At 57.6% G+C, this 4,102-nt stretch carries 5 protein-coding genes; 2 read left to right on the top strand and 3 right to left on the bottom strand.

Annotated features, from left to right (window positions below; all coding sequences use genetic code 11):
• From ASV56_RS06510 to ASV56_RS06500, 3 genes are all read right to left on the bottom strand, one after another.
• Nucleotides 1-602 (bottom strand): restriction endonuclease subunit S (locus ASV56_RS06510; RefSeq protein WP_172823733.1); only part of this gene is annotated, 602 nt, incomplete at its 3' end.
• On the bottom strand, nt 599-2,146 hold the full coding sequence (locus ASV56_RS06505; RefSeq protein WP_062561269.1) for a type I restriction-modification system subunit M: 1,548 nt from the start codon (nt 2,144-2,146) through the stop codon (nt 599-601). The genes ASV56_RS06505 and ASV56_RS06510, both read right to left, overlap by 4 nt.
• Nucleotides 2,143-2,334 carry a helix-turn-helix domain-containing protein gene (locus ASV56_RS06500; RefSeq protein WP_062561268.1) on the bottom strand — a complete coding sequence of 64 codons (192 nt, stop codon included), beginning with the start codon at nt 2,332-2,334 and terminating at the stop codon, nt 2,143-2,145. Before ASV56_RS06500 ends, ASV56_RS06505 begins: the two co-directional genes overlap by 4 nt.
• Nucleotides 2,335-2,527: 193 nt before the next feature.
• Here ASV56_RS06500 and ASV56_RS06495 point away from each other — a divergent pair, with 193 nt between their 5' ends.
• On the top strand, nt 2,528-3,130 hold the full coding sequence (locus tag ASV56_RS06495) for a tyrosine-type recombinase/integrase (protein WP_082724746.1): 603 nt from the start codon (nt 2,528-2,530) through the stop codon (nt 3,128-3,130).
• Nucleotides 3,131-3,508: 378 nt separating this feature from the next.
• On the top strand, nt 3,509-4,102 hold a 594-nt coding region (locus tag ASV56_RS06490), incomplete at its 3' end, for a DDE-type integrase/transposase/recombinase (RefSeq protein ID WP_156429134.1).

The following is a 4,102-nucleotide window of genomic DNA, read 5'->3' as shown; positions in this document are numbered from 1 at the left end:
TTGCGCTGGGTAAGCTCGGCGGTAAGCTCGGCGGTAAGCTCGGCGGTAAGCTCGGTGAAGCTGTCGAGTATCCGAACAATCTCCCCCTGTATCGCCAGCGACTTCTGCGGATCATTGGGGCATGGAATGGCGATCTTGAACGCTTTCACTTTGCCGTCTGATATCGCTGGATATGCAGCACCACTCTGATTCTCTTCGACATAATTCTTGAATTCTGTTGTGCTAAGCCAATGCAAAATCCACTTGGGTAGAACCTGATCCTGCTTTGCCCTGAGCACGCAGTAACCCGTGCTGGCGACGTTTCCGGCCAGTTTCGAGTCGATGAGGCAGTATCGTTGTTGAACGGGGCGCGTCGTGGCGAAAATGACGTCATTGTCCTCGACGAGTTTCTGCGCTCTGCTTGGCGCGGTTTCGGCTGAAATCTCGCTGGTTTCGGTAACGCGCTTGGCTTTGATGTCGACGGACGTGAGATCAATATATCGGTAAACGCCCTCGGCTTCAGACCACTTGATGTTCGCGGTGGGTTGAGTGACGTCCCCCAAAGGCACCCAAGCCACTTCAACCCCGTCCAACAGCTTCTCCAGAAAACCCGCCGCACTCATGCGTCAATCTCCGCGATGATGGCGTCGATGTCAGCGCGCAACTGGTCGATCTTCTCAACCGTGGTTCTGATCTCCTCATTGAGCTCACCGATGTTCACAACCTCGCGCGTGTTGCGCGGCTCGACATAGGAACTGACTGAGAGGTTATAGCCGCGCTCTACGATGGTCTCATACGGCACCGATGCGGCGACATGATCGACGTCTTCCTTTCGATCAAAAATCTCCATCACCCGCGCGATGTGATCGTCCGTCATCAGATTGGTGTTGGTGGCCTTCTTGAAAAACTGTTCGCCGCTTGCGTCGATAAATTGGATGGCCGTATCGGTCTTGTTCTTGGCAAGGACTAGAATCGTTACCGCGATGGTCGTGCCATAGAAGAGGTTGGAGGCAAGCGCGATCACCGTCTCGACGTAGTTGTTATCAACCAGATATTGCCGGATCTTTTTCTCCGCCCCGTCGCGATAGAATATCCCCGGGAAGCAAACGATCGCCGCGCGGCCTTTGGCCGAGAGATAGCTGAGCGCATGGAGCACAAAGGCGAAATCGGCCTTTGATTTGGGCGCCAGCACGCCCGCCGGAGCAAAGCGGTCATCGTTGATCAGGGTCGGATCGTCCGAACCGATCCACTTCACCGAATAGGGCGGGTTGGAAACGATGGCATCGAAGGGCTTGTCGTCCTGAAAGTGGGGCTGCGTCAGCGTATCGCCACGCTGGATATTGAACTTGTCGTAATTGATGTTGTGCAGGAACATGTTCATGCGGGCGAGGTTGTAGGTCGTGTGGTTGATCTCCTGCCCGAAGAAGCCCTCTTCGATGATGTGTTCATCGAAATGCTTTTTGGCTTGCAGCAGCAGCGAGCCGGAGCCGCAGGCCGGGTCATAGATCTTGTTGACCTTTTCCTGCCCGTGCATGGCGAGCTGCGCGATGAGCTTTGAGACATGTTGCGGGGTGAAAAACTCGCCGCCGGACTTGCCCGCATTGGCGGCATAGTTCGAGATCAGGAATTCATAGGCATCGCCGAACAGGTCAATCTGGCTGTTGTGGAAGCTGCCGAAGTCCAATTCCGCAACGCGCTTAAGTACCTTGGCTAATCGGCTGTTCTTTTCCGTGACGGTATTGCCGAGGCGCGTGCTGGTCGTGTCGAAGTCGGCGAACAGGCCCCTGATATCCAGCTCAGACGGATAGCCATTGGCCGAGGATTCAATTGCCGCAAAGATATGCGCCAGATCTGTGTTCAGGCTGTCATTCGTGTTGGCACCGTCCGCCACATTGGCGAACAGCTGGCTGGGATAGATGAAATAGCCCTTGGTCTTGATGGCATCGTCCTTGATGTCATCAGTGACCACATCGTCAGGAAGACCAGCGTAGTTGATGCTCTCGTCATCCGCCTCGATATACGCAGCGAAATTCTCGCTGATAAAGCGGTAAAAGAGCGTGCCGAGGACATATTGCTTGAAGTCCCAGCCATCGACCGAGCCGCGCACGTCGTTTGCGATTTCCCAGATTTTCCGTTGTAGCGCCGCGCGTTGTTCCTGGCCGGTCATCTCTTTTTGTCCTTCTTCGGACTGGCTTCACGCTCGATCCAGTCCTCAATATCCACGCGCCGAAACCGCCAGGTGCCGCCAACCTTGAAGCCGGGCAGCTTGCTGTCGGCCGCAAGGCGGTAAGCGGTTTTCTTGTTGATCCTGAGATAGTCGGCGACTTCATCAATGGTCATGATGTCAGCTGCCATGTGAAGCGCTTTCCCAGAATCATCCTTTTTGAGATTTCTATGGAAATTTGCGGATTCCTACAAGACTGGAATTCCAAGCGATTTCAGAGCTGTGCCGGGTCGCAACGTCGCAATCCACAGCAAACTCTTTACAGAATGAGCGCTTTGTAAAGAGTGAACTGCGACAGCACCAGCAATCGCGGGACAAAATCACATGACCCGACAGCACACCGACCGGCGTTTTGTCAAGAGTGACGGCAGGGCGCCGGTCGATGCGCATCTGCGCCGCCGAGATTACCTGACCGCAGATGAGGTCAAGCGCCTGCTGGCTGCGGCCAGGTTGGGCCGGCACGGGGCGCGCGATCATCTCATGCTGTTGCTGATGTACCGACACGGGCTGCGGGTCAGCGAACTGGTCGCATTGCGGCGGGAGGATCTCGACCTGACCTCCGGCCATCTCTGGGTGCAGCGGCTGAAGCGCGGCCTCTCGACCAGCCAGCCGCTGACCTGTGATGAACTTCGGACATTGCGTCGGCATCTCTCCGGTCGCGCAGATCTGCTGCCCTGGTTATTTCTGTCGGAGCGCGGTCAGCCTTTGACCCGGCAGGCGGTGAACTATCTCCTGAGGTGCATCGCGGCGCGAGCCGAACTCGGCGCGGTGCATCCCCATATGCTGCGCCATTCCTGCGGTCACGCCCTGGCCCATGCCGGGCGCGACCTGCGGTTGATCCAGGACTATCTCGGCCATCGCGATCCCCGCCATACCGCCCGCTATACCCGCACGGCGGCGGTGCGGTTCCAGAATATCTGGCGCTGACGGGGGCCGGGATATGATCTTTCTCAGTCTGCTGCGGTGGGAGCGAGGCGATGAAATCGGAGGTGGTGATACAGCCGCCGTTGATTAGGTTGGCCATGACGATCCGGTCGATGCCGCGCGGCCTGTGCAGATCGAGGTAATGCTCTGTTCGCCCGCATGTATCGCTCGGAGACAAACCGCCGACTCCGGAAGTCTTCACCTCCGGGCTTCCGGCGTGGGCGACTCTGCAACCCTGCTCCGCGAGGCTGCCGGCGCTGGAAACCCGGCCAACGTTGCACTAACAATCAGAATAGCCCGGGCATTGGGAGTCGATCAGGCTAGGTGTTTGATCCCACGGTTTGATGGTGCGATCCATTCGTCGGAATGGAAGGAAGCACTATGGGACAAGTTCGTCACGGCTGCGCCACGACCACGCACGCCATTCGAGCAGCAATACAGCGATCGCAAGCTTCGATCGCGGCACTGAGCCAGGAGTTTGGGATCAATCCGAAGACCGTGGCGAAATGGCGTAACCGCGAGACGGTCGAGGATTTGAAGACTGGGCCCAAGGAGCCCCGATCCTCCGTGCTCAGCGAGGCTGAGGAAGCAATGGTCGTTGCCTTTCGGCGTCACACGCTCTTGCCGCTGGACGACTGTCTCTATGCTCTACAGCCTTCGATCCCTCACCTGACACGGTCAGCGCTGCATCGGTGCCTTCAGCGGCACGGCATCTCGCGCCTGCCTGAGATCGGCGGCGACAAGCCGAAGCGTCAGCGGTTCAAGCGCTATCCCATCGGTTTCTTCCACATGGATATCGCCGAAGTGCAGACGGCCGAGGGCAAGCTCTATCTCTTCGTGGCCATCGACCGAACGAGCAAGTTCGCGGTCACCCAACTCGTCGAAAAGGCTGACAGGAAGACCGCTTGGGAGTTCCTGGAGCATCTACTGGAAGCCGTGCCCTATCGCATCCACACGATCCTGACGGACAACGGC

This window comes from Paracoccus aminovorans (assembly GCF_001546115.1).
In the GTDB taxonomy this organism is placed as follows: domain Bacteria; phylum Pseudomonadota; class Alphaproteobacteria; order Rhodobacterales; family Rhodobacteraceae; genus Paracoccus; species Paracoccus aminovorans_B.
The sequence above is the reverse complement of the archived record's forward strand: the minus strand, read 5'-3'. Positions and strand labels throughout refer to the sequence as shown.